This window comes from Fenollaria massiliensis, assembly GCF_023347705.1.
GTDB lineage: Bacteria > Bacillota > Clostridia > Tissierellales > Peptoniphilaceae > Fenollaria > Fenollaria massiliensis.
Map to the genome: position 1 here is coordinate 19,569 of NZ_CP096649.1, position 26,827 is coordinate 46,395.

Below are 26,827 nucleotides of genomic sequence, written 5' to 3' on the forward strand. Positions count from 1 at the left end.
TATTAAGAAATGTGGCAGCAATAGCAAGAGGGAAACACCCGTAACCATACCGAACACGGAAGTTAAGGCTCTTAACGCTGAAGGTACTTGGTTGGAGACGACCTGGGATAATAGGTAGCCGCCACTTAGCAAAAAAGCAGTTCAAATGAACTGCTTTTTCTTTTGCATTCAATTTGCGATCTTGGCTAGTTTCGAATTTTTCGTCGCTGCGGAGTGCCACTAGCACACGTTAAGTCCATGCACCAAGAGAACGAGTGAAACGAAGTTCGATTGGCTATGCATGCCTTATGCCAGAGCTTACAAAGAGACGGAACGAAGTGAACGTCGATTTGATTAAACTTACGGCCACTCCAAAAAATTCTGCACAACGCCAATCTCATCAAATTGCTCTGCAAAAGTATCCTCCGTAGGAGTTTTATATAAATATTTATTGCTTTGTTGACAATGCTCACGTACCACTAGTACGCTGCGCTTGTCAAAAATTTTCACTTCGCCTCATTCATCAATTTGCTCTGCAAAACTACTCGTTGTAGAAAATTTTTCAAGTATTTTTGTTTTGTGTTTGCGGCAATGCTCACGTACCACTAGTATACTGCGCTTGCCTCGAAGCTCCATATCGTCTTATCCATCGTAGCGCAAAGGTTCACGTCAATTTATTGACATCTTTCTTCTTTTATCTGCAAAACTATTGCCATAATTCCAAATAAATGCTATAATTGTAGTGAGATAAATTCTTAATATATTTACGGAGGAAAATTTATGAAAAGAAAAAGCAAATTTATTTTAGCTCTTGTTTTAATGCTAGTGTTCTCAACAGTAGTATTTGCAGCAAGAAAGGTTAACATCACAGTTACTTATGACAACATCAAAGTAGTTGTTGATGGAAAAGAAGTTCAATTTGGCAAAGACACAAAGGGTAATCAAATCGAGCCATTCATTTATAATGGCACAACATATCTACCTCTACGTGCAGTTGCTGAAGCAGTTGGCAAAGAAGTTAAGTGGGATCAAAACACTAAGACAGCTTTCTTAGGCGATGGCACAGTTGACATGGGCGAAGTAAATAAGCCATTAACTGAGATTATGAAACCATTTAGCACAGAAAAGGCTGAAGTTATAGCTAAAGATGAATATAAGACAAAGTTCTCTTTAGGTGGAAAAGAATATAATAACGGTATTCTTTTTAACTCTTACACTTATAAAAAGGGACATGCTAATTTTAACCTAGAAGGCAAGTACACTAATCTAACAGGTCTACTAGGAGCTGATCAAGAAGGACTTACAGTAAAGGTTGACTTTGTTGGTGATGGCAAGCTTATTCAATCATTTGATGTAGTTGGTGGACAATTACCAGTTAACGTTAACTTAAATGTTACAGGCGTTAGACTTCTTGAAATTAAGTTTGAATGGACAGACGGTCTATACAGCACAACATACACTGGTTTTGCTGATGTATTTGTAAAATAATAAATATAATCATAAATATAATCATAGCCGAATATTTTTGTATGCGGCTTTTTTGCTCAAAAAGCCATTTTGTGGTATAATTTACTAAAGGAGGCTGATCTAAGTGAGTAAAACTATGAAAATAATATTATACACAGCTCTTGCAATACTTTTAGCTATTGTTTTATTCATTGTGCTCTCATTATTTGGCAATCCCATTAGCAAAATTATGGCGGAAAAGGCAGCGGATCAATATTTAGAAACACATCACAGAGACCTTGACCTTGTGCATGAGCGCGCCTACTACAATTTTAAGGACGGGACCTACGTCGTAAGCCTCTGGGACATGAAGAGCATTGACACGAAGTTCAATCTTGAGTTCGATAGCTTTGGCAAGATGAAGCGCGACACTTTTGATGATAGGCTTTTCAACACTTTGCGCAGATACATGGGCTTTTTAGACGACTTAGCAGATGAGATAGCTAAAGACAGCGGACTTGATTTTGTAATTTGGCTTAGACCAGATGATGATTTTGATTATAGAGAGTATCTCACACTTGATCAAGACTTTGATAAGGATAATTTGCCAAGCAAGATTACAGCTGGTTTTAAAGCTTATGCAGAAAAGCCAAGTTTAGATGATTTAATGAATGGCCTTAAAAAAGTCTACGAAGTGCTTAAAGAAAGAAATATAGCCGTAAAGTCATACTCAGGCCTTGTAATTCCTAACGATGACAAGAAAGAAGATGGCGAGGCAGAAACTTGGAAAAACGCTATCAGCGTCAATGATGTGCCGGAGAAAGTTATTGTGGATGGGGAGTTAGACGAGCTGAAGAGAATTTATGACAAGGGCAATAAAATTTTAAACAAATAATACGAATGATTTTATTACCTAAATAATGAATAATATTTTAAAATTATGAAAGTATTTGATAAAATAAAGATATAAATTTCAAAGAATTTGGAGGTATAGACAGATGACAATTAATAAATTTTCTTTCAAATAATACGAGAGGTTAAGTCCTCTCAAAAAATAAGGAGGATTTATGATATATATAGATAATCTAAAAAAAGAAATTAACACAAGAACGTTATTTGAAATAAAAAATTTGACCATTGGAGAAGACAATAAAATTGCTTTAATCGGTGATAATGGAGCTGGTAAAACAAGTTTCTTTAAAATTCTAATAGGCCAAGATACAGACTACAGTGGGAAAATTGATGTACAAATTAAAATAGCCCATCTTTTAAATGACGATGAAGAAGAAAAATTTTCACATGATAACTATCTTAAAGCTAAACTTAATAAAGAGGGAAAATTTAGTCCTGGTGAATACCAAAGACTGAAGCTAGCGAAACTCTTATCGAATGAACAAAGTTTTTTATTGATTGATGAACCAACATCTCATTTGGATATAAAACAGAAGAAAAACTTAGCAGAAAGTCTAAGAAATAGAGATAAAGGTTATATTCTTATTTCCCACGACCGTGATTTTATAAACCAAACATGTGATAAGATTTTTGAATTATCACATGGAGAACTAGAAGTATTTAATGGTGACTATACTTTCTACCTGGATGAAAGAATTAAGAGGAAGAAATTCCTTCAGAAAGAATACGAAGGCTATGTTAATGAAAAGAAAAGATTGACAGGCATAGCAAATGACATAAAAGCTCAAACGTTAAAAGTGAGAACAACTCCCAAAAGAATGGGCAATTCAGAAGCTAGACTCCATAAAATGGGTGGACAAGGCAATAAGAAAAAACTAGATAAGCAAGTTAAATCCATTAAATCAAGAATAGATCAGCTTGAAGTTAAAGAAAAGCCAAAAGAAGAAGCCGAAATTAAATTAACTATTGATGAAAAGGATAAAATATTTTCCAAAGTACTAGTAAGAGCTGAAAAATTAAGTAAAAGCTTTGATGATAAAGTTCTTTTCGATAATGCTAATTTTGAAATCCCAAATAAGAAAAAGATAGCTTTATTAGGAGATAACGGTTCAGGAAAAACAACTATTTTAAATATGATTGTAAACAAAGAAGTATGGTGTCATCCTAATCTTAAAATTGGCTATTATAGTCAGTTGAGTGAAATTATTGATGAAAAGAAAACAGTATTAGAAAATGTTTTTGAAAGCTCAATCTATGATCAAACGATGACTAGAATTATTTTGGCTAGGTTAGGATTCAAAGAAGACGAAGTCTTTAAGATGGTAGACGTTCTAAGCGATGGGGAAAGAGCAAAGGTAAAGCTAGCAAAGCTTGTCACATCTGATTTTAATTTTTTAATTATGGATGAACCAACGAACTTCCTAGATATTAGAGCAATTGAAGCCTTAGAAGAATTGTTGATAGGATATGATAGACCGCTACTGTTTGTGACCCACGATGTCTCGTTTATAAACAACATAGCGGATGGACTTATTATCATTAAGAACAAAAAGTTAGAGAGTTTTTCGGGCAATCTAGCTCAGTATCAAAATCGTAGAGAAAAGTTGAAAGAAAATAAAAATTCTAACGATTTTCTTATAGAATTTAGATTAAGTGCCATTAATAATCGTTTGGCAAGTGAGATTCCAAAAGAAGAAAGAGAAGAATTAGAAGCAGAGTACGAGAGACTTTTGAAACACAGAGATAATAATTAAAGCTTATGGACCAGCAAGCCTCTAGACTTCTATCGTAATCAGATGCTACAGACATTGATTTTGCTTAGGATTTTTCACTTTCTTCAATTTGCTTACTAAAGCCATCTTTATCCAAGTGCTTCTTATAGTGCAAAGGTTGTTAAGTCCATGCACCAAGAGAGCAAGCGAAGCGAAGATCAATTGGCAATGCATGCCTTATGCCAGAGTTTACAAAGAGACGGAACGTTAGTGAACGTCGATTTGATTAAACTTACGGCCGTCCATATTTGAACGAGTTTCTTCAATTACTCTTCGGACGATATAGCGATTAGTAAAATTTGATTTAGTGGCAATAAGTCAACTATTCTTTGAATAAGAGTCTTATAATAAATATTATAGTAATGAGCGTGGAGTCCCACGCTTTTTTTATGAAAAAACTATATATAATAAGAAAAAAGTAAAAGCATATAACACTATTTGTTGTAGTACTGCAAAGCGCATACCACCACACAGTGTGATACAAGTATTTCTGTTTATATGTAATTTATTTTTTATTTTTTCTTGATTTATATATTACAAATGTGTTACAATAAGTTCGTAGGGTAAGTTTTACCCATTATTTTTGCACAATGCGCTTTATCAAGACAGACTGAAGAAGTAGCGGAGCTTTAAATAACTGGTAGACTGCCAAAGAAATGAAATGGGGGAGGCAATTATGAAACGCAAAATTATTTCACTTATTTTATGCTTATGCATGATTTTTAGCCTATTTGCAGGCTATCAAACTGCATTTGCTAGTGAAGAGAGGGGAGAGTACATAGTCTACTTGGATGTAGAAAAACAATCTCCTGGATATGAAAGGGCTTATTTAAATAAGGACTATGGCAAGGCCATAAGCCTAGCGGACGAGGCTTTGGACTTTTATGAAGAAGAGTTCAAGTCGATGTTTGCTGACATTGATGTGATATCTAGGGCTGAACTACTAGTTCCATCTCTTTGTGTAAGGCTTAATAAGAGTGAGCTTGACTCAATCAAGGCGCTTGACTATGTCAAGGAGGTCTTCAATAACGAGATCATTTATGAATCTGACGTTGTTCGCTCTGACATGAGGGTTTTCAAGGACCAATCTGTCATGACTGACTCGATCAAGATGGTTAACTCGAACGAGCTTATTGGAAATGACGATGTGCTTCAAAAGAAGTACAACGGCGCTGGCTCTGTACTTGCTATCATCGATAGTAACATGGACCCAAGTCACGAGGCGTTTCGTTTAAGTGGCGGCGACATAGGAAGGCTTAGTAAGCTTGATATAAATAATTTCCTTAATGGTGGCAAATTAAGTCTTAAGGACAATACTCAAGATAAAAAGCTTTATAAAGACGTTTATAGAAGTGAAAAGATTCCATTTGGCTGGAATTACAATACTAACAGCAAGGATTTAAATCCTGAAAAAGAAAAAGCAGCTCACGGTCAACACGTTAGTGGTACTGTAGCTGGTAACGCTGTTCAAATTGATGGCAAGACTTGGAGAGGTGTTGCTCCTGAGGCTCAGCTTTTAATGATGAATGTTATGAAGCAAGGCTCAACATCTTCAAACATCTACATCAGAGCTATGCAAGACGCGATAGTTATGGGGGCTGACGCGGTTAATATGAGTTTAGGCTCTACTAAGGGTCTTCCTGGTCAAGCTGATGGTCTTGTTGGCAAGGCTATAAACAACGGCTACGCTCTTGATACTAACTTTGTTATAGCTGCTGGTAACGAAGGCCAATACCAAGGTAATCTCAACATTGACAACCCTGACTTTGGTACTATGGCTGCTCCTGGTATTGCGACTAACGCTATCACAGTAGCATCTTTAGAGAATAAAACTATGTATGTTCCGCTTGTAACTTATGGCGGCATTAAATATATCTTCCAAACTGGCGGAGAGATCAGATTTAAAAAAGGCGACTACTTCTTAGTTGACTGTGGCAATGGACTTATCGATGCTAAAAAGAAAATTAATGACTTTGAAGGCAAGGACCTTACAGGCAAGGTAGCTCTTATAAAGAGGGGCGGAAATACTTTTAGCGAAAAGGTTCTAAACGCTCAAAATGCTGGTGCTATAGGCGCCATAATCTACAACAATGTTGAAGGCGACTTACACATGAGTGTTAAGGGCAACAAGATTCCAGCTATATCCATAACTTTGGACACTGCTGAGACTATGCTTAAGGATTTGTCTAAGCCTGTATCTATTGATATGACACCTCAAGAGGCTGATAACCCTCAATATGGCGAACTTAGTGAGTTTACTAACTGGGGTCTATCTGCTGGTGGCTACATGAAGCCTGATATCACTGCTCCTGGCGGACACATCTACTCGACTCAAACTATGGGCAACACATTTGGCGATATGAGTGGTACTTCTATGGCGACTCCTCACGTTACAGGCGCTATAGGCGTTATACGTACTCGTTTAAATGATATGATGTTTGCAGGTGAAAAACATAAGGCAGCTCTAACAAAGACAATATTAATGAATTCTGCTGTTCCTCATGTGGACCCAGTTACTAAAACTACTACATCACCTCGTCGTCAAGGCGCTGGTGTTATGAATCTTACAAAGGCATCGAAGCTTGATTTTACTGCTGTTGATAGAGATACTAAGATCGCTTCAAAATTTGTAGGCAATGTTGACGATAAAATTACTTTAAATTTAACTATACACAATTACTCATCAGCTCCAAAGACTCTTATACCATCGGTTCAAGCAACTATTGAAGCACGCGATGGCAAGAAGTTATTATTAAGACCTGATGAATTATTCTCAAGAACTTATGATGACAAAGTAGTTGAAGTACCAGCACAAACAAGTGTTGACTACGAAATTACTTTCCCAATCGAACACTTGGAAAAGGTAGAACCATTCACTAATGGTGCATTTGTTGAGGGCTTCCTTCACTTAAGAGACCAAAATGGCATGGAGATTTCCTTCCCGTTCGTTTCATTTAAGGGCAGCTACGACAAGATCCCTTCGATTGAAAAACCACTATATGATTTTGATTTCGAAAGTGAAAAACCAATGTACTGGAACTTAAAGACTAGAAACCATGACTGGTTTAAGTATTCGACTCACATCGAAACTAATTACGGTACTTACAAAGACGAAAAAGGCAAAGTAAATAACAATGTTGTAATCGCTGGTCTTAAGAACTTTGAAGAAATTGATAAAAATAAAAATACGGCTAATGAACCAAAACCTGAGTTTGGACCTATAATTATTTCACCAAACGCTGATAACTACCAAGACGTACTAAGCATTAACATGGTTATGACTAGAACTGCTAATGTTAAGGCATCAATCATTGACAAAGAAGGCAAGTCACAAGACTACCCAATCGGTCTTAAGTACTCTAACATATCGACTGACCCTGACAATGATAAGAACAGAGAACAATATGTTGGCTACACTGCACCTGGCGCTGTTCCTCTAAAGGACTATAAAGATGGTGACTACACTCTAAGGCTTACAGCAGCTGCGGTTAAGGCGCCAAAGGAAAGCTATCCAGAAACATATAGAGATATAAAATTTACTATAGATACAGTGGCTCCACAATTTGAAAATAGTTTTTATGATGAAAAGACTAGAACATTAACATTTAATCTTAAAGAAGAAGGCTCTGGCATTGACGAATTCAAGATTGAAGACGCTGATGGCAAAGCTATGGACTTTGCTAAAGATAATAATAAAGTTACAGTAGTAATTCCTGAAGGAAAAGAGCTTTCTGACATAAATATCACAGCTATGGACTTTGGTCACAACACTAATATTGTCACAGCTGAAATGCTTGTATATAAGGATATGTTTGGTTCACTTGAAGTAGAAGTTAAACAAGCTGGTAGAGAGGCACTTAACCTTGAATACAAGGTTTATACTGAAGACGGAAAAGAACTTAAAAACCACGAACATCTTAAATTTGGCAAGTACAAACTTGTCGTTACAAACTATTCTAATAAATTTGAGCTAAAGGGCGAAAGCGAAATTCCATTTGAAATATCTGAAGGAAATAAAAATCACAAGATAACTCTTGAATTTACTGAAATACCTACTGGTAGAGTAACTATCAAGGTAGCATCAAAGGACAACCTTGAGTGGGCTGACTTTGATTTATTCGCAAAGAACGTTAAAAATAATAAGGTAATTAAATTTATTCAAGACGAAGGTATATATGACAAATACTTCGACGCAGACCTTCCATACGGTGACTACATGTTCTACGCAGAATTTAAAAACGGCAAGGAAGGCTACACAGTAACATTTAGCGACGAAATGCCATATACAGTAGATAGCTCAACAAACTTCACAACAGTTACTGCAAATATCAAGAGAGCTGACTTCTACAAGGTAAACGTTACTACTGAAGGAGCTCAAGGCGTTAAGTATCTTGCAAGAGACGGTAAAAACGGAAGCATCGTTGGTCTTGATGAGCTAGCTGAAGGCACTTGGATGATATTCCCTGAAAAGATGCCTGAAGGCATGTATATAGAAAAGCCATATGAATACGTTACACTAACACAAGAAAAGCCTGAAGCAAATGTAACATTCACATACAATGAAATCGGCAATAAGAAATTTAAATTTACTATAAAAGATAATTACGACAAGGCTGTCTACTACCTATGCGACTTCTACAAATGGATTGGTAGAGAAGGCAAAGTCCTTGATTACACTCCAGGCATGGAGCTTACACCAGGCACATACTATGTTGAAGCCGAGGCTGATAAGGAAAGATTTGGCGAAACAACTATAACTATAGATGATCAAAACTATGTACAAGACTCAAGAACATTCAAGTCTGTTACAAATCCAGTAGAGGTAGAATTCAATTGGACTAAGTACTCTGATAGTGACAAGACTAGTGAAGGCGTAATCTATGTTAATGATGATGCTTTGGCTGAAGATCAAAAGAAGGGTTCGTATGAGTACGTATTGACAGGAACAAAGGGTGAGCCAATAAAGAAGACTTTCATTAAGACTAGTCCTAGTTCATGGATGACTGATCTTCCATACGATTACTACAAAGTAGAAGTAAAGGGACTTCCTGAAGGTTACACTGTTGATACTAAGGAATTTGTTGTTAATTCTGATGAATTCCAAGTTGATTTTATTATAAAACCTGAAAAGAAAGAAGAACCAGCTGAAAAAGTTAAAGTAAACTTTGAATTCTATTATAATAATGAAAAGATTAGTCCGGTTAAGTTTAACCTTGATGAAGATTATGTAACTGAATATACTGATGGAGAAGTAGAATTAGCAGTTGGCGAGCACGCACTTGAAGTATTTGAACCAGCAGAGTATATACAAAAAGAAGAGTTTAGTACAATAAATGTTACTAAAGATACAAAGAACTTACGTATAGAGCTTGAAGAATATAAAGAACCACCAGCACCAACAGGAGAAGGTACTCTTAAGTTCGAGGTTTGGGAATCTGATGGAACTACTCAAAAACAATCTAATATGTTTATCTCTGCATGGGCAGGAGCTATACGTTTACAAAATAATGAGCTTAAAGATAAAGTACCTTATGGCACATATAAAGTTGAATTAAGCGACTATATGATAGATAAAACTAAATATGATTTAGAAAAATCAGAAATTGTAAAAACAGTTACTATTGATGATGCTAATCCAAATGCTGTAGTTAAGTTTGTACTAATGCTTAAAGGAGCAACACCAGGACCTGATCCTAAACCTGAGGAACCTACAAAAGGTAAGGCTAGCTGGGACATCAATTACACTGGATCAAAAGTAAATCCAAAGTTCTTTGAGAAAGTTAAGCTATATAGAATTAAAGACGGTAAAGACAAAGAAGTTAAATTAAACTATTATCAAGAATCACAACATGCTGAAATTGAACTAGAATTTGGTAAATACGCTTATGTACTGGAAGATTTACCAAGTTACCAAAAAGTTGAAGTTAAAAACAAGAGAATCGAATTTACTCTTGACAAGTATCATCCAACATTTAAGGCAGAATTTATCATTGAAGATAGAAAAGAAAAGCAAATTATTGAAGTAAAAATACCGAAGGACGCTAATGAAACTCTTGATGATTATACTATTAGAGTCTTCGATATGAAGGGCAATGAAGTTGAAGGCGTTACAAAGACAGCTAAGGGCTTTGAGTTCCCAGCTATTTCAGGCGTTGACTACGAACTAAGACTTGAGGGAACAAAATACGCTTACTATCCAAACATCATAAACGCTTATCCAAGCCCAACATTCTCTAAGTATATAAACATCGTTGCACCACTAGTTCTTAAGGTAAACTCACTTGCTGGCGATACTCCAGTTGAGGCTAAATACGCAGTTTATGCTAAAACAAACTACGGCGAAACTTATGTAACTGATCTTAAGAAAGTACCATACATTGGCAATGGCAATCAATTATACCAAGTAAAATTCTTAAGCTGCGAACAAGGCTATAAGCTAGTCGGAGCTGATACACAAGAGTTTACAGTTACTCAATATGATAAGTTTGAGTTAACATTTAAATTCGAACGTGATACAAGCATTGCCATAGTTAACAAAGATGAGCTAAGAAAATTAGTAGATGAATATGACAAGATCAAGGCTACAGACGCTTACAAGGGCGCTGCAAAAGCACTTGTAGATGCTTATGATAGTGCAATCACTGAAGCAAAGGCAGAACTTGCAAAAGCAGTAACTACTCAAGAAGCAATAAATGCTTTAGTAGACAAAGTTACAAAGGCAAGAGATGCCATCATCGGATCTATGGAAAATCTTAAGAAGAAAGAGCTTAAGAAACTAATCGATGATGAGGCCACTGTCAAGGCTCAAGACACTTACAAATTTGATACAGCTGAAGACAAAAAAGCTTATGACGACGCTATTACAAAGGGTAAAAATGTTTATAATGATAAGAATGCTACAGAAGAAGCTATTAACAAGGCTATAGCAGATATCAAGGCAGCTCTTAAGAAGCTTGACGGCTTCAACGAAGCCAATAAAGATGAGCTTAAGAAGCTATTAGACGAGTACAAAAACGTTTACAACTCTGATAAATACTGGAAATCAACAGCAAAAGAAAGAGAAGCATATCAAACAGCCATAGTCGACGGTACTAATATATTCAACAAGAAGAAAGCTACTCAAGAAGAGGTAAATGCAGCTGTTAAGGCGATTGAAGATGCAATTGGAAAGCTTAGCGGCGAAATAGTGCCAACAGTTAAGACTGAAAAAGTTACTCTTGAAGATGCTTATGTAAACGATAAGTATGTAAGAGGCGCTGGAACTATTGGGGCCTTCGTTTACTACGAAATCCTTGGTAGAGACAAAGCGCTTGCAAATACTGAGTCTAAGCCAAGAGTTGGTATGAGAATAGGCGAGAGCGGAAAATTCTCGATAGACGTAGGACAAATTATTGAAGGCGAAGAAATTATCGTTTATCAAAAAGAAGAAAAGAAATTGATGAGTGAAGGCGTTAAGCTAAATGTTCTAGCACTTGATAAAACTGGTTTAGAAGAACTAGTTAAGAAGGCTAAGGGACTTGAAGATACTGTTAAATTCAAGCATGCAGATGCTAAGGATCAAAAACACTTAAGTGACGAACTAGCTAAGGCAGAAAAAGTTCTTGCAAGCCCAGATGCCAATAGAGAAGAGATCCAAAAAGTAGAAACAGAGTTAAAGCTTGCAATAGCAGCAATTGAAAACGTTGAGATAAAATACTTCACAGTTACATTTAAGTATGCTAATGGAGCAGCTGATGACGAAGTAAAAGTTATTAGTGGCGACAAAGTTCTTAGACCAGAAGATCCTAAGAAAGATGGATACATCTTTAAAGGCTGGTTTGCGGATGAAGAATTAACACAAGAATTTGATTTTGAAAAGCCAATCGAAGCTAATACAAATATTTATGCTAAATGGGAAGAAATTCTTGAATACGAAATCACTTTTGATCCTAACAATGGCGAAGCTACTTGGACTGAAAGAGTTCGTGAAGGCGAAAAAGTTAATAAGCCAGCAAATCCTATAAAAGCTAATCACACATTTATCGCATGGCAATTTAACGGCGAGGACTATAACTTCAATACAAGCGTTATGGCAAATATGATGCTTATAGCTAAGTGGGAAGAAAATAGTGTAGAGCCAACACCACTACCTACACCAACACCAGAACCATACGAACCATATAGACCAGAGCCAAAACCATATAGACCAATAAAACCTACACCAGAACCTAAGCCAGAAGAAAAGAAAGAAGAAACAAAACCAGTTGAAACAAAACCGTTAGAGACAAAACCAGCCGAAGAAAAGAAGAACTACGGCATCATCACAGAGTATCCTACAAGCCCAGTTGAAACAGTCGTTTTAAAAGACGTACCAAAGGGTCCAGAAGGAGAAGCAATCAGAAACCTAGTTTCATACGGCATCATCAAAGGCACAGGCAAAGGTAAATTCGAAGGCAAAAAGACAATCAATAGAGCCATGGTTACAAGAGTCTTTATGTTAATCAGTAAAGATAAATACACAGAAGACGCAATAAACTTCACAGACGTTAAAGACACATCATGGTATGCAGACTCAGTTAAGTGGGCAGCAACAAAGAACATTATAGCTGGCTATACAGACGGCACATTCAAGGCAGAAAAGAAAGTTTCAAGACAAGAGTTCTGCGTAATGCTAATGAACCTACTAAAAGTTAATGGCATAGAATTAAATACAGTAGTACCAGTTAATGAAGCAGATTTCAAAAACACAGCAAGCTGGGCAAAATACGCAATGATAGCTATGAAGAGAGCTGGACTTGTAAATGTTGATGCAAGCGGCAAGTTTGGACCAGAGAGTGAATTTACTAGAGAAGAATTGGCGAAGACTATTGACCTACTAATCAAACTAATCAAACTAAAGGAAAAATAAAATTTTGCGTTCGTGCGAAGCATCAAGGTTGTTAAGTCCATGCACCAAGAGAACGAGTGAAACGAAGTTCGATTGGCAATGCATGCCTTATGCCAGAGTTTACAAAGGTATGGAGCGCAGCGAGCATAGCTTTGATTAAACTTACGGCCGTCCATATTTGTACGAGGTTCTTCAATTACTCTACGAACAATGTGGCGATGGATAAAATTTGATTTAGTGGCATTACACTCTTTGAAGAAGATTGTATAAGTCAATTACTCTTTGAATAAGAGTCTTATATTAAATATTATAGTAATGAGCGTGGTATATCCACGCTTTTTCTATTGGCAAAGCTATAAATAATATCTATAATAAACCCAATCAATATAAAAAAATTTAATGCATCTGTAAACTCTCCTCTTTAGAACGAATATATAGAAAAAATTCTATATATTTAATAAAAACATATTGACTTTTTTCTATATGTATGTTAGTATTGTTTTAGAGACAAGAAAGGAGTGAAGGATATGTGTGAAAATATTTATGAAGCTATTTCTAAAAAGCTTAAGGCGATATCGGATCAAAAGAGGCTAAAGATTGTTGACATGCTATCTTGCGGTGAGCTTTGTGCCTGTGAAATTCTTGAAAAGTTTGACATCACTCAGCCGACTTTGTCGAGTGATATGAAAAAGCTTGAGGAGGCAAAGCTTGTCACAAGCCGCCGCCAGGGCAAGAACACTTATTACACGCTAAACAAAAAGGCGCTTGAGCACTTCCTTGAGCAGCTTGAGTACATCTTTGGCGACAAGCCTGATTGTATCTGTCACAGCGAGGAGAAGCTTGATTACTAATATATTTATATAAATTTTGAATATATTAAGCTAATAAGCGCCTTGCACGGCACCCATACGCATGTGATATGGCGAAATGCACTAAAATAATTTTTAAGTAATTAAATCTAAAGGAGACAATATGAAAAAAGCAAATAATAAAGCAATAGGATCATTTCAAAAGAATTTATCGCTATGGGTATTGCTATGCATGGTATTTGGAACTTTGCTTGGCAAATTCATCCCTGCAATTCCACAGCTACTGAATAAACTATCTATCGCAGGTATTTCTGTTCCGATAGCTATTTTGATTTGGGTTATGATATATCCAATGATGATAAAAGTAGACTTTCAAAGTATAAAAGAAGTGGGAAAAAATCCTAAGGGACTATTTATAACATGGATAACAAATTGGCTAATCAAGCCATTTACAATGTTTGCCTTGGCTTACGTATTTATGTTTGTAATATTTAAATCATTTATTACTCCGCAGCTAGCAACAGAGTATTTGGCTGGTATGGTGCTTCTTGGAGCAGCGCCTTGCACCGCCATGGTTTTTGTTTGGAGTGCTCTAACTGATGGTAACCCAGCATATACCGTTGTACAAGTAGCGACTAACGACCTTATCATTTTGTTAGCTTTTGTACCGATAGTAAAGTTTTTACTTGGCGTTTCAAATGTAGTTGTTCCATACAGCACATTGTTTATAAGTATATTTCTATTTGTAGTAGTGCCACTAGTAGCAGGTGTACTTACTAGAGTAGTAGTTACTAAAAAGAAAGGAAAAGAGTATTTAGAAAATAATTTTCTACACAAATTTGACAATGCAACAAGCATCGGCCTACTTTTAACTCTTGTACTAATATTTAGCTCTCAGGCAGAAGTTATCATCAACAATCCACTTCACATCATATTGATAGCGCTGCCACTAATAATACAAACTTATTTAATATTTTTCCTTGCATTTGGAGCAAGTAAAGTACTAAAACTACCTTTTGATATTGCCTGCCCTGCTGGAATGATAGGTGCATCAAACTTTTTTGAACTTGCCCTAGCAGTTTCGATAGCTTTGTTTGGAACAAAAAGTGGAGCTGCGCTAGCTACTACTGTAGGAGTGCTTACCGAAGTACCTGTCATGCTTTCATTGGTTAAAATAGCTAATAAGGCAAAAGCTAAAGCTAATATATAAAGATATATTAGGGTAAAATATAAGATTTATTTGAAATCAAAGGGCTTATCTGTACTGGATAAGCTTTTTTCTTCCCCTATTCCTGCCCATATCTTGCCAAAATCGCCATTTAGTGATACAATTATCTTAGGTGATTTTATGGATTTAAAAGCGAAACTCAAAATTTTATCTGACTCGGCGAAGTACGATGCGTCATGCTCTTCGTCTAATTCTTCGCGCAAAAACTCTGGAGGCATTGGTAACGCTGCGTCATCCGGCATCTGTCACAGCTGGTCTGAGGACGGCCGCTGCATATCTCTTTTAAAAATCCTCTTCACCAACGTTTGCATCTATGACTGCGAGTACTGCATTAACCGCGCTTCGAACGATGTCGCGCGCGCTTCGTTCACGCCGGAAGAGGTCGCTGAGCTCACTATGAACTTTTACATCCGTAACTACATCGAGGGCCTATTCCTTTCAAGCGCGGTCATCAAGAGCCCCGACTACACCATGGAGCAGCTGATCAGAACGGCTGAGCTTCTTCGGGGCACCTACCATTTCAATGGTTACATACATATGAAGGTTATACCGGGCGCTTCAAAAGAGCTGGTCACAAAACTATCGTCCCTGATTGATAGGGTATCTGTCAATATTGAGCTGCCGACTGAAAAGTCACTTAAAATGCTTGCTCCGCAAAAAACTACTGAGGGCATAATGAAGCCCATGAACAATATTAAAATGGCAATAGCCGAGAACAAAGAGGACAGGCGCAAGTACAAGAGCGCTCCACTCATTGCTCCGGCTGGTCAAACCACGCAGATGATTATAGGCGCCGCGAATGAAAGCGACGAGACCATAATCACGAAGGCATCGCTTCTTTACAAGGGTTTTAACATGAAGCGCGTGTATTATTCGGCCTTCGTTCCGGTCGTGAAATCGAAGTTTACTTCGGGTATTAAAGCCGCTCCACTACTACGTGAGCACCGCATCTACCAAGCGGACTGGCTGATGCGCTTCTACAAATTTAAGCCAAACGAAATCGTTTCGCGCACAAGTCCCATGCTCGACCTAGACCTTGATCCCAAGGCATTTTGGGCGATAAATCACATCGAGCTCTTCCCGATCGAGGTGAACAAGGCGAGCTACGAGGAACTTCTTCGCGTGCCTGGCTTTGGGCCGACGACTTGCCGAAGGATTATCAACGCAAGGCGCTTTGCCAAGCTATCGTATACTTCGCTCGAGAACATGCACATCTCCTTAAAGCGTGCCAAATACTTCATCACAGTGGGCGGGGTTTATAGAGGCGGCAAAATTGATACATGTGAGGATCTTCGCATAAAACTTATGGATAAGGTGAATCTCAATGAACAGCTATCGTTATTTTGATTATGATAGGTCTTTCGACGGACTCATGACGGTCATCTTTGATTTATATGAGGACATAGAGCGCGCCAAATTTATGCCAGAGGCGCAAAGCAATTTATTTGATACGAAAATATTTATAAGCGCGGATATGGTGAAGGCCACTCGCGTAATTAAAGCGCTTGAAGAAAAATTTCCAAAGCGCTTCATGAGAGAGCTAATAGCGGTATTTTTGTCCTGCGACACTAATAAGGAAGATATTTTAATTCGTGCGATAAAAGGCGTTTTTGAGCGTGGTTATGGTTACATCTTTTCTTCAGAGAAGGCTGCGAGCGAATTTCGCCGCATTCGTAGAAATGTTTTATCAGAAAATCATTCTTACAAAGGCCTTTTGCGTTTCAAAGAAGTCGAGGGAGGCGTGATGCTCGCTGAGTTTGCGCCAAAAAATGATATATTGACACTAATTGTGCCACATTTTGTGAAAAGATTTCCTACCATAAACTTTGTAATCGCTGATGTGAAGCGAGAAACGGCAGCCATGCACATGGACGGAAAAGTAGAATTTTTAGAGCTAAAGGAGCTTGACTACACAATTAGCGAGAGGGAACAATTTTTCGAAGAGGCTTGGAAGGATTTCTACAAGACCATTGCCATAAACGAGAGAAAGAGCGAAAAGCTGATGATTTCAAATATGCCAAAGCGTTACTGGCGCTACTTAGTTGAAAAATAGCTTGTAATTTGGAGTTTTTTCAATTATAATATAATTAATGATTTTATCTATCTAAAGAAATAAACAAATTTGAGTAAAAAAGGGAGTGAGATTTTGATAAAAGAGAAATTTAAAGAGGTTCTAGCGACCGTTTTGCCAATCTCGCTACTCGTTGTGGTGCTGAATTTTACAGTAGTTCCGCTTGAAGCAGACGTCTTCACACGCTTTTTACTCGGAGCATTTTTCATACTTTTGGGTCTAACGATATTTTTAATCGGCATTGACCTTGGTATCACGCCTATGGGCGACAGTTTCGGTCACGCAGCCGTTAGAAGCGGTAAACTTTGGGTTATAGCCGTCATGGGACTTGTGCTAGGCTTTGTCATTTCCATAGCTGAGCCAGATTTACACATCTTGGCAGATCAAGTTGAGGGCGTAACTCTAGGCGTTGTATCCAAATCAAGCCTAGTTATACTTGTGTCAATGGGTGTCTCAGCACTGATATCGCTTGGCATGATACGTATAGTAAAAGTATTTTCACTAAAGACATTTTTATTAATAACATACGGCGCAATACTAGTACTTGGTATACTTGCAGACCAGTTCTTCCTAGCAGTATCCTTCGATGCTTCGGGAGCGACAACTGGGGCACTTACTGTACCATTTTTACTAGCTTTATCCGCAGGTGCCTCCGCCATTAACAAAGACAGCCAAAAATCAGAAGAAGACTCCTTTGGTCTAGTTGGCATCGCATCCGCAGGCGCCATTATCGGTGCACTTATCTTAGGCATGATATCAAATCCAAAATTCGTTGATGCGCCAGACATAGCCGGGGCAGCCGAAGCTGGCATTTTATCACACTTCATCCATGAGGCGCCGATAGTCGCAAAAGAGATAATCATCGCACTATTACCAATAATATTGATATATGTGATCTGCAATATACTCTTCTTTCATAATTCAAAAAGAGCAAACGCAAGAGTTGCAACCGGCTGCATTTTAACCTTCGTAGGACTTGTAATCTTCCTAGTTGGCGTAAACAGCGGCTTTATGGACGTCGGACGCTACATCGGTCACGTTCTAGCAACAGAGCACAGCAAGACATTCGTAGTCGCAATCGCCTTTCTGATGGGCGTACTAACTATACTTGCCGAGCCGGCAGTTCACGTACTTACAAACCAAATCGAAGCCGTTACGGCAGGCTCAATCAAAAAATCAGTCGTACTCATGACCTTGTCAATAGGTGTCGGCATCGCGGTTGCCTTGTCGATACTTAAGATACTTGTACCAGGGATGCAGCTTTGGCACGTTTTGCTACCAGGATACATCATCTCATTTATTATAATGAAAAAAGTGCCAAATCTATTCGTCGGCATCGCCTTTGACTCAGGCGGAGTTGCCTCAGGACCAATGACAGCAACATTTATACTTGCCTACGCACAAGGCATTGCGGCATCAACACCAACAGCTGATTTGCTTATAGACGGTTTCGGTACCATCGCCATGGTAGCAATGACACCGCTTATAGCCTTGCAAATACTTGGTCTATTCTATGTGAAAAATAAGGGGGGAGTGAAGAATGCGTAATTTAAAGTCTCGTCACTTAGAGATGCTAGTCGTAATAGTTGAGCAGAATAAAGCGAGCAAAGTCTTGCATTTAGCAGATGAGAAGGGCGTTACAGCCTCAGTTGCCATGCTCGGCATAGGCACAGCATCTAGGACATTATTCGACTACCTAGGTCTAAACGATAAGAAAAAAGCAGTTCTATTGCTCTTCGGAAAAACTGAGGAAATCGAGGATCTAGCTGATTATTTAGTAGAAAAATTGGAATTAAACAAGCCAAACCACGGAATCGCCTACATCGAGAGCGCATTCAACGTCTTTGGCACAGAAGATAATGACAATGGTAATGGAAGTGAAAATATTAAAAGAGGTGAAACAATGTACAACGCCATCTATACAATAGTTGAAAAAGGAAACGCAGAAGACGTCATCGAGGCAGCACAAAAGGCAGGCTCGAGAGGCGGAACCATAGTAAACGCAAGAGGTTCGGGCAGTGAAGAGGCGCGCAAAGTCTTTAACATGTTCATCGAGCCCGAAAAAGAGATAGTTTTGATTATCTCAGAAGAAAAAATGACTAAGGATATAGTTGATTCGATAAGGAAAGAGACTGGGATTGAGGAACAAGGAAAGGGAATAATATTTATTACGAATGTTAACCAAACCTATGGTTTGGTTAAGAATTAGGATTTTGCGTTAGAATTGCGCCTAAGGCTCGTTCGTTTTGTTGACAATGCTCGAGTACTATTTGTACACTCCGCTTGTCCAAAAACTGCACTTCGCCTTATCCATCATAGCGCAAAGGTTCTTGCACATTTATGTGCGAGGTTCTTCTTCTCTTCGCAAAATCTATATGGATATGAGCAGTTTGATCTTTTATCCAAATCGCTATGAAATCTACCTTTTGTAGTAGATTGTGAAATTTACTCTTCGTACAAAATTGCAAAATCTGTATGGATATGAGCAGTTTGATCTTTTTATCAAATCGCTATGCATAGCGTAAAGGTTCACGTCCATTTATGGACGGGGTTCTTCAATTTATCCTTCATACAAGATTGAAAATAAAAACAATAGAATAAACATAAACAAAGCTGTGAGAATTTTCTCACAGCTTTCATTTTTGTAAAGTGTATTAATTTTATTAACTAGGCGCAAATCGAATGCGAACTATTTACTGAAAATAACCTTAAAAGTAGTTCCTTTGCCTAATTCACTCGTAACATCTATCGTTCCACCCATATCTTCCACTATATGTTTAACAATGGCTAGACCCAAGCCTGTTGAGTTTGTATTTCTATTTCTTCCTTTGTCAACCATGTAGAAGCGTTCAAATATACGAGGGATCTCGTCTTTCTCAAGACCTATGCCTGTATCTGTGATTTTGCTTATAATATTGTCAGCGCGTTTTTCGACCGAGATATTTATTTTGCCGCCATCTTTATTATACTTAATTGCGTTTGAAATTAAATTTCTGTAAAGCTCTGAAAGCATGCCAAGTGGCACGTTTTTCTTAAGCCCTTCTTCAATATGGCACTCGACTGATAAATTTTTCGCGTCAATTTTTCCTTTATATAGCTTTAAAACATCGTCGATGGTCTCTTTAATCGAAACTTCTTCTTCGCATCTTAGCTCTGGTTTTTCGTCAAGCTTTGATATCAATATGATATTTTCAATAAGTCTGAGCATTTGGCCTGCTTCGTCAAAGATGATGCCGGAGAATTTTTTTATGTCTTCGTCCTTCACCATGCCATTCTTAATTAGCTCGGCGTAGCCAGATATCGATGTTAGTGGGCTCTTTAGCTCGTGCGAAACGTTCGCAGAAAATTCGCGTCTAAGCTTTTCGGCCTTTTTCTCGTCGTTCACGTCAAGTACAAGCATGATGATGCCTGTAAGTGCGCTGCCGCTCTCAATTGGAGAAAGATAAATTTTTAGGCTGTCTTCATCTGCCATAAGCTCGAAGCTCGAGGCTTTATGTGTTTTGACTAGTTCTTTCAATTTATCCGAAACTTCTTGGCTTCTTGTTAATCTCACTATGTCCATATCCATGTAATTGGCTTGCATGCTTGCTTTGAAGAGTTTTTTTGCCGCTTCGTTTAACTGAAGAACTTTTAGCTCTGGATCAATCAAAACCAATCCTTCATTCATGTTACGAAGTATCTCACTTACTGTTGCTTCCTTATTTTCAAGTCTTTCGATATATTCTTTAATATCTTTATTTTTTCTCTCTATAGTCCTTATGAATGGACTTAGTTCGTCGTAAACATCGAGCTTTTGGGTACTAAAATCATCTCTATGAAGGTGCTCTGAAGCGTAATCGATGGGTTTTAGGAGTTTATCGACAAGTTTTCTATTTAGGAATAATAATACTAGTATCAATAGTATTGACATAAGTAGTATTAGTGGCACTGTCTTCATAAACTGACCAAGTATTGACTCTGTTTGCTTTGAAATTCTTACTACATTTCCATCTTGCATAAGCTGTGCGTAGTAGTAAGTGTCCTTACCAAGCGTATTTGATAGTCTAACATCTTTACCAAGATTGCCATTTAGTGCCTCTTTAATCTCTTTTCTACTCGCATGGTTCTCCATATTTTTGGGATCTGTAAAATTGTCATAGATGACACTTCCATCAGGGTCCACTACTGTCACACGGATATTATTTTTAAATGTGCCAATATTTTCAAGTGCGTCCAAATCCATGCTCGAGGCAAATTTCAATTCATCTTGCAAATCTCTTAGCTCGTTTGCGCTAGTATTTTTGTAGATTAAAAAAACTGTGAGCGAAACGCTTATTAATATCGCTAGAAAAAAGCAGATGGCGTAGGTGATATTTAATTTTTTCTTCATTTAGCATCACCAACTTTGTAGCCAAGGCTTCTGATAGTCTTGATTATGCCTTGATATGGCTCAATCTTCGATCTGATTGAGGCGATGTGAACGTCAACGGTTCTTGTTTCTCCTTCAAAATCGTAGCCCCAAATCTTTTCTATAAGTCTATCTCTAGTCAAAACGATGTTTGGGTTTGATAATAAAAAGTAGAGTAGCTCGAATTCTTTATATGTTAGAGAAATGTCGCGGCCATCGACTTTTGCGACTCTTTTTTCGTAGTCAAGCGTTATGCCTGCGTACTCAAGGATCTCGCCTTCACTCACTTTGCTACGTCTAAGTAGGGCTCTTACTCTTGCTAAGAGCTCCAAGACGCTAAATGGCTTTGTGATGTAGTCATCGGCGCCTCTATCAAGCCCAGTAATCTTGTCAAACTCAGTTGTTTTTGCAGTTAGCATTATCACAGGTATATTCTTTAGCGCAGCATCTTTTTTCATTTTATCAAGTATTTCAAGGCCGCTCATACCAGGCAGCATTATGTCGAGCATAACTAGTGTTGGCGTCTCTTTTTTTATTCTAGAGAAAAATTCATCGGCATTTTCAAAGCCTTCAGCCTTGTAATTTTCATTGTGCAGAGCATATAGAACTAATTCTCTAATGCTTCTGTCGTCTTCAACTATATAAATCATAGTTCCTCCTACTCATAGTGCTTTGCTGTGATTGAAAATACGCTCCAGTCCGCGATAGCCTCTGCGTTGTCGCCGATTCTTTCGAAGTATTTCGCAATTTGAATTATGTCAATGAGTCTTAGAGCGTCCTCTTTTTTCTCACCTATTTTAGTGGCGACTTCATTCATAATATGGCTGAATAAATCGTCAATCTTGTCGTCAGAGGCGATGACCTTGTAGCTCTCTTCCAAATCGCCGGTGATAAAGGCATCAATCGCGCTCTTTAGCATCTTCTTAGTCGATAGGCACATATCCAAAATCTCTTCAGTAAAGTTTTCGAGTGCATTTGTGAATTTCAAAAGGCCAGCAATTTCAATCACGTGTCCACCAATCTTTTCAATATTTCTAATGATATTCAAAGTTGACGAGACAAATCTCAAATCCTTCGCAACTGGTTGCTGCGTCGACATAATCTTAAGGCAAAGCGTTTCGATATCTCTACTAAAGCCGCGTATTTCTTCATCTTTTGTTTCAATCATACTTAGCTTATCCGCTAAATCAGAGCCATCTGACGCCTCTTCAATAATTACCTTCATATCCATCAGCATTTTTTCAACTGTAGCACTATATAAAATGATTTCGTTTTTTAAATTTTCTAACTCGTTAATGTATCTTGTTCTTACCATAATTATACCCCTTTTTTAACCGAAACGACCAGTAATGTAGTCTTCAGTTTTTTTATTTTTTGGATTTTGGAAAATGGTGCTCGTTTGATCCGATTCAATTATTTCTCCTTCAAAAAAGAAAGAGCAAAAGTCCGATATACGAGCAGCTTGCTGCATATTGTGAGTCACTATGACGATGGTGTAGCTCTTTTTAAGTGAGTCGCATAATTCTTCGATTTTAGATGTAGATATTGGGTCAAGGGCCGATGTTGGTTCGTCCATCAGTAAAACTTCTGGCTCAACAGCTAGCGCTCTTGCTATGCATAGCCTTTGTTGCTGTCCTCCAGATATTTGCAAAGCATTTCTTTTTAATTTATCCTTTACTTCGTCCCAAAGAGCAGCGCCCCTCAAAGACCTTTCTACGATGATGTCAAGGTCTTTTTTCTTTTTTATCCCGTGCACACGAGGACCATAAGCAATGTTATCATAGATAGACATGCTGAATGGGTTTGGCTGCTGAAAAACCATGCCGATCCTCTTACGAAGCTCGTTCACATCTACCTTTGGAGCGTAGATATCCTCGCCATCCAAAGTGATTTCGCCAGTGATTTTTACACCATCGACAAGATCATTCATTCTATTTAAGCTCTTTAATAGCGTTGACTTACCACAGCCAGATGGGCCAATGAAAGCCGTGATTTTGTTCTCAGGCATATCCATAGACACATTCTTTAGCGCCTGAAAATCACCATAAAAGAGGTCAACGTTTTTAACTTCAATTTTATTCATTATTTACTCATAACCTTTCTTGATAATTTTGTTGATAGCATATTGATAATTACGACCACTATCAGTAATATGAAGGCAGTCGCAAAACTTTCTTCAACGTGAAAACCTTCTTCGCTCAAAGAGTACATGTGCAAGGAAAGTGTCCTGCCTGACTGATTTAAGCCGGTCGGTAGGCCAGTAGTGTTGCCTAGAGTGTAGATAAATGCGGCTGTTTCGCCGACTATCCTTCCTATCGCAAGTATTATTCCAGCCAAAATTCCGTTCATGGCTGGAGGCAAAACTACTTTAAATATAGTAGAAAGTTTTCCTGCGCCTAGACCATAAGATGCCTTTCTAAATGAGTCAGGCACGCTAAGAAGCGCCTCTTCAGATGTTCTGATTATAATTGGCAAAACCATAATGATGGCGGTTAAAACGCAAGCAGCCACGCTGTACTGCATTTGCATTTGATAAACGAAAAGGATCAGACCAAATAGGCCGTAGATTATAGATGGAATACCAGCTAGTGACTCTGTTCCAAGCCTAATTAGTCTAACGACTCTAGAGCTTTTATTTGCGTATTCACTTAGGTAGATAGCGCTAGCGACGCCTATGGGCACGGCTGCTAAAAGAGTTAGGATGACTACAATTAGCGTAGTGATAAGGCTTGGTAGCATTGATACGTTTTCTGTTGTGTACTTAAATGCAAAAAGTGATGGCCTTAAGTTTGGTATGCCATTAATAGAAATGTAGAGGATTATGAAGATAAGCGTTGCCAAAGTAAAGTAGGCAGCTGTTTTAATCAGAATTTTTAAAAATTTACTCATAATTCTTCTCACTTCCTTTTATAAAATAGAAAATAGTGTTAATTATCAAAATAAAGATAAATAGAACCATGGCTGTTGCGATAAGCGCTTGCAAATGCTTTGGTGTAGCGTATGCCATCTCTATAACGATGTTTGTTGTTAAGGTTCTAACGCCTTGTGTAAGTGAGGCAGGTATTCTTGGCTGATTGCCTGCAACTAAGTAAACTGCCATAGTCTCGCCGATGGCTCTACCTATACCTAAGATGAAAGATGAGATGATGCCGCTCTTTGCAGCGGGCACCACAACTCTAAATATACTGATTTCCTTGCTTGCGCCTAAAGCTACTGAACCTTGATAGAAGGCTTTGGGGACGGCTCTTAATGATGAATCGCAAATCGAAATTATCGTTGGAAGTATCATTATTCCTAAAAGTAGGGAAGCCGTTATTATATTCATGCCGTCGCCGCCAAATGCGCTTCTTATAAGTGGCACCATAACTACTAGAGCAAAGAAACCATATACAATTGAAGGGATGCCTGCCATGAGCTGAACAGCTGGTTCAAGTATTTTGTAAACTTTTTTATTGGCATAAAATGCCATATATATGGCTGTTAATAGGCCTATAGGAAGACCGATGATTATCGCGCCAAGTGTTGTATAGACAGATCCCACGACCATGGACACTATGCCATAAGAGGCGGGAACGTTTCTTGGCGCCCAAGTTTTGCCAAATAAAAATGCTTTAAGTCCGTACTCTTTTACAAAGGGTATGCCTCTTGAAAAAATGAAGTAGCATATCAAAAAAAGAGCAAAGACTGAGATAAGAGAGATGATAAAGAAGAAATACTTCATGAAAGTCTCTTTAAAGTTTTTATTCATAATTACTCCTTATATAATTATGGAGGGCTCAAATTCGGCCCTCCACGTGTAGTACTAATTTATTTTAATTATTTAATGTCGCCCCAAGTTTTGATATCTCCTACGAAGATGGCTTTGATTTGATCAAGTGTCAAGTCTTCTATTGCGTTGTCATTATGAACTATAACAGCGATACCGTCTTTAGCGATAACTACATTTGTTAATTCTGCTTTTTCCTCGTCAGATAGGTCTCTTGAAGCCATACCTAAGTCAGCTGCGCCTTGTATAGCAGCTTGTATACCAGCAGATGAGCCAGTTGCTTGTATTTCAATCTTAACTTCTGGATACATTTCCATGTATTTTTCAGCAAATTTTTCCATAAGTGGAGTAACAGAAGTTGAGCCGCCAAGAACAAGCTTACCACTTTGAGAGTTTTGTTTGTATTCAGGCGCTGCAGTGTCAACTTGAACGTATTTATTTTCAAGAACCATTTCTTGACCTTCTTTTGACATCATAAAGTCAATGAAGTCTTTCTTAAGTCCGTTTAGCTCGCCTTTATAAACAATGTTGAATGGTCTTGCGATCTTGTATGAAGCGTTTAGAACGTTTTCAGCGCTTGCTTCAACGCCTTCAACCTTGACAGCCTTAACGCTATCGTTTAAAGAGCCTAAAGAGATGTAGCCGATGGCATTTTTGTCGCCGTTAACAGTCATTAGCACAGCGTTAGTAGATTTTTGAACAACAGCGTCAATAGTTGTTTTGTCAACCTTTTGGTCGCCGTCTTTTTCTTCTATGCCAGTGATTTCAATGAAGGCTCCTCTAGTACCAGAACCGTCTTCTCTTGAAATTACAGTGATAGGTTCGTTAGAAGCTTCAGGTGCTTTTTCTTCAGTTTTTTCTTCAGTCTTTTCTTCTGTTTTTGTTTCAGTAGCTGTTTCCTCTGGTTTGTCCTCGCCCTTAGAGCAAGCTACTAGTGATAGAGCTAATACAAGTACTAGCATTAATGAAATTAATTTTTTTGTCATTTTAAATAACACTCCTTTAAATGATTTTTACAAATTGATTATAGAGTTATTATGTAAAGGAAGTATGTATGAAGTGTAAAGATTATGTAAAATATGTAAAATAACCAAAATTCTTTACTTTTTATGATGATTATGGTCTTGTGATTGTAAAATTTGTTTTACAAATTGAAAAGTGATTAGTTTGATCTTGTTAACGAAAAGTGTATTACTCGTGACTTAGGCTTCTCAAATTGGAAATTTCTATAAGCTCGATCGCTTGAAAATTCATATTCGTTACGTTTCACTTCACTAGATGAATTTTCGGACAGCGCTCTTCGCTAATAAATTTCACAATTTGTTCAGATGCGTCACTTCGTTAATAACACTTTTCTTTTAGTAGATAGAGAATAAACATATAGATTATAATTCTAAATATACTTAATAAAGATCACTTTTCTTATGATTTCATCTTTACCTTAGAGAGAAAAAAAGTGATTTTCAAGGGGAGCAGCATTTAGTGAGAAAAGATATGTTCCAAAAGCAGCGCATTGAGACAAATTGCTCCAATTGCTTGGCGTAGGACGACGGCCATAAATCCATCTAGTGGAGCGTAGCGGAACGAATAT

General features: G+C 37.7%; 17 protein-coding genes and 1 rRNA gene. 11 read left to right on the plus strand and 7 right to left on the minus strand.

Features of this window, described 5'->3' with window-relative positions; translation table 11 throughout:
• Nucleotides 1-10 precede the first annotated feature (10 nt).
• From rrf to M1R53_RS00130, 11 genes are all read left to right on the plus strand, one after another.
• Nucleotides 11-127, plus strand: a 5S ribosomal RNA gene (gene rrf / locus M1R53_RS00075).
• A gap of 632 nt (nucleotides 128-759) precedes the next feature.
• On the plus strand, nucleotides 760-1,467 hold the full coding sequence (locus M1R53_RS00080; protein ID WP_019214395.1) for a stalk domain-containing protein: 708 nt from the start codon (nucleotides 760-762) through the stop codon (nucleotides 1,465-1,467).
• A 115-nt stretch (nucleotides 1,468-1,582) separates the two neighbouring features.
• Complete coding sequence (locus tag M1R53_RS00085) at nucleotides 1,583-2,320, plus strand: YfjL-like protein (RefSeq protein ID WP_249242620.1); 738 nt, start codon at nucleotides 1,583-1,585, stop codon at nucleotides 2,318-2,320.
• A gap of 172 nt (nucleotides 2,321-2,492) precedes the next feature.
• Entirely contained in the window at nucleotides 2,493-4,091 is a 1,599-nt protein-coding gene (gene abc-f / locus M1R53_RS00090) for a ribosomal protection-like ABC-F family protein (protein WP_249242621.1), read from the plus strand.
• Between the two features lie 694 nt (nucleotides 4,092-4,785).
• Complete coding sequence (locus M1R53_RS00100) at nucleotides 4,786-12,996, plus strand: S8 family serine peptidase (RefSeq protein ID WP_283162601.1); 8,211 nt, start codon at nucleotides 4,786-4,788, stop codon at nucleotides 12,994-12,996.
• Nucleotides 12,997-13,502: 506 nt separating this feature from the next.
• Entirely contained in the window at nucleotides 13,503-13,826 is a 324-nt protein-coding gene (locus M1R53_RS00105; protein ID WP_249242622.1) for an ArsR/SmtB family transcription factor, read from the plus strand.
• A 121-nt stretch (nucleotides 13,827-13,947) separates the two neighbouring features.
• Nucleotides 13,948-14,994, plus strand: coding sequence for an ACR3 family arsenite efflux transporter (arsB, locus tag M1R53_RS00110; RefSeq protein ID WP_249242623.1), 1,047 nt, complete (start codon nucleotides 13,948-13,950; stop codon nucleotides 14,992-14,994).
• Between the two features lie 138 nt (nucleotides 14,995-15,132).
• Complete coding sequence (locus M1R53_RS00115; RefSeq protein ID WP_249242624.1) at nucleotides 15,133-16,359, plus strand: putative DNA modification/repair radical SAM protein; 1,227 nt, start codon at nucleotides 15,133-15,135, stop codon at nucleotides 16,357-16,359.
• Complete coding sequence (locus M1R53_RS00120; RefSeq protein ID WP_249242625.1) at nucleotides 16,337-17,065, plus strand: TIGR03915 family putative DNA repair protein; 729 nt, start codon at nucleotides 16,337-16,339, stop codon at nucleotides 17,063-17,065. Before M1R53_RS00115 ends, M1R53_RS00120 begins: the two co-directional genes overlap by 23 nt.
• Nucleotides 17,066-17,158: 93 nt before the next feature.
• Nucleotides 17,159-18,631 carry a DUF1538 domain-containing protein gene (locus tag M1R53_RS00125; protein WP_249242627.1) on the plus strand — a complete coding sequence of 491 codons (1,473 nt, stop codon included), beginning with the start codon at nucleotides 17,159-17,161 and terminating at the stop codon, nucleotides 18,629-18,631.
• Nucleotides 18,624-19,292, plus strand: a complete 669-nt coding sequence (locus M1R53_RS00130) for a P-II family nitrogen regulator (protein ID WP_106018394.1) — start codon at nucleotides 18,624-18,626, stop codon at nucleotides 19,290-19,292. The genes M1R53_RS00125 and M1R53_RS00130 overlap by 8 nt, the downstream gene beginning before the upstream one ends.
• Nucleotides 19,293-19,772: 480 nt before the next feature.
• On the opposite strand, the gene M1R53_RS00135 is transcribed toward M1R53_RS00130, so the two are convergent.
• From M1R53_RS00135 to M1R53_RS00165, 7 genes are all read right to left on the minus strand, one after another.
• Nucleotides 19,773-21,452, minus strand: a complete 1,680-nt coding sequence (locus M1R53_RS00135; RefSeq protein ID WP_249242628.1) for a sensor histidine kinase — start codon at nucleotides 21,450-21,452, stop codon at nucleotides 19,773-19,775.
• Entirely contained in the window at nucleotides 21,449-22,120 is a 672-nt protein-coding gene (locus M1R53_RS00140) for a response regulator transcription factor (protein WP_249242630.1), read from the minus strand. Before M1R53_RS00140 ends, M1R53_RS00135 begins: the two co-directional genes overlap by 4 nt.
• 8 nt (nucleotides 22,121-22,128) lie before the next feature.
• Nucleotides 22,129-22,785 carry a phosphate signaling complex protein PhoU gene (phoU, locus tag M1R53_RS00145; RefSeq protein WP_249242631.1) on the minus strand — a complete coding sequence of 219 codons (657 nt, stop codon included), beginning with the start codon at nucleotides 22,783-22,785 and terminating at the stop codon, nucleotides 22,129-22,131.
• 15 nt (nucleotides 22,786-22,800) lie between these two features.
• Complete coding sequence (pstB, locus tag M1R53_RS00150; protein WP_019214414.1) at nucleotides 22,801-23,553, minus strand: phosphate ABC transporter ATP-binding protein PstB; 753 nt, start codon at nucleotides 23,551-23,553, stop codon at nucleotides 22,801-22,803.
• Nucleotides 23,553-24,359 carry a phosphate ABC transporter permease PstA gene (gene pstA, locus M1R53_RS00155; RefSeq protein ID WP_249242632.1) on the minus strand — a complete coding sequence of 269 codons (807 nt, stop codon included), beginning with the start codon at nucleotides 24,357-24,359 and terminating at the stop codon, nucleotides 23,553-23,555. The genes pstB and pstA overlap by 1 nt, the downstream gene beginning before the upstream one ends.
• Complete coding sequence (gene pstC / locus M1R53_RS00160) at nucleotides 24,352-25,218, minus strand: phosphate ABC transporter permease subunit PstC (RefSeq protein ID WP_070600200.1); 867 nt, start codon at nucleotides 25,216-25,218, stop codon at nucleotides 24,352-24,354. The genes pstA and pstC overlap by 8 nt, the downstream gene beginning before the upstream one ends.
• A 68-nt stretch (nucleotides 25,219-25,286) precedes the next feature.
• A complete protein-coding gene (locus M1R53_RS00165) occupies nucleotides 25,287-26,222 on the minus strand; it encodes a substrate-binding domain-containing protein (RefSeq protein ID WP_249242633.1) in 936 nt (311 codons plus the stop codon).
• Nucleotides 26,223-26,827 lie beyond the last annotated feature (605 nt).